1 protein-coding gene is annotated in these 252 nt (G+C 56.7%); it reads right to left on the bottom strand.

The window, feature by feature from the left end; translation table 11 throughout:
- A partial coding sequence (locus tag FDX22_RS20975; RefSeq protein WP_186805401.1) for a ferrochelatase occupies window positions 1–252 on the bottom strand: 252 nt, incomplete at both ends.

Raw genomic sequence — 252 nt, 5'->3', positions numbered from 1 at the left:
GTTCGCCATGTTGAGCGAATGAATCCCGGGCGCTCTTGGCCAGCGCATCAATGTAGCTGCTGTCATCAGCGTAATCGCGAATAAATGAGACGCCAGGAATACCGCGTTTACGCGCTAAAATGCGCGCCAGCTCGTCCCAGACTGCCGCCACTGTCGAACAGGAGTATTGCGGATACAGCGGTAACACCACCATGTGTTCTACTCCGCTTGCCAGCAGTTCATCGACCGCGCTTTCGAGCGACGGCGAACCGT

Source organism: Citrobacter sp. TBCS-14 (assembly GCF_005280805.1).
Lineage (GTDB): Bacteria > Pseudomonadota > Gammaproteobacteria > Enterobacterales > Enterobacteriaceae > Citrobacter > Citrobacter gillenii.
This window is presented reverse-complemented; position numbering and strand designations above follow the sequence as displayed.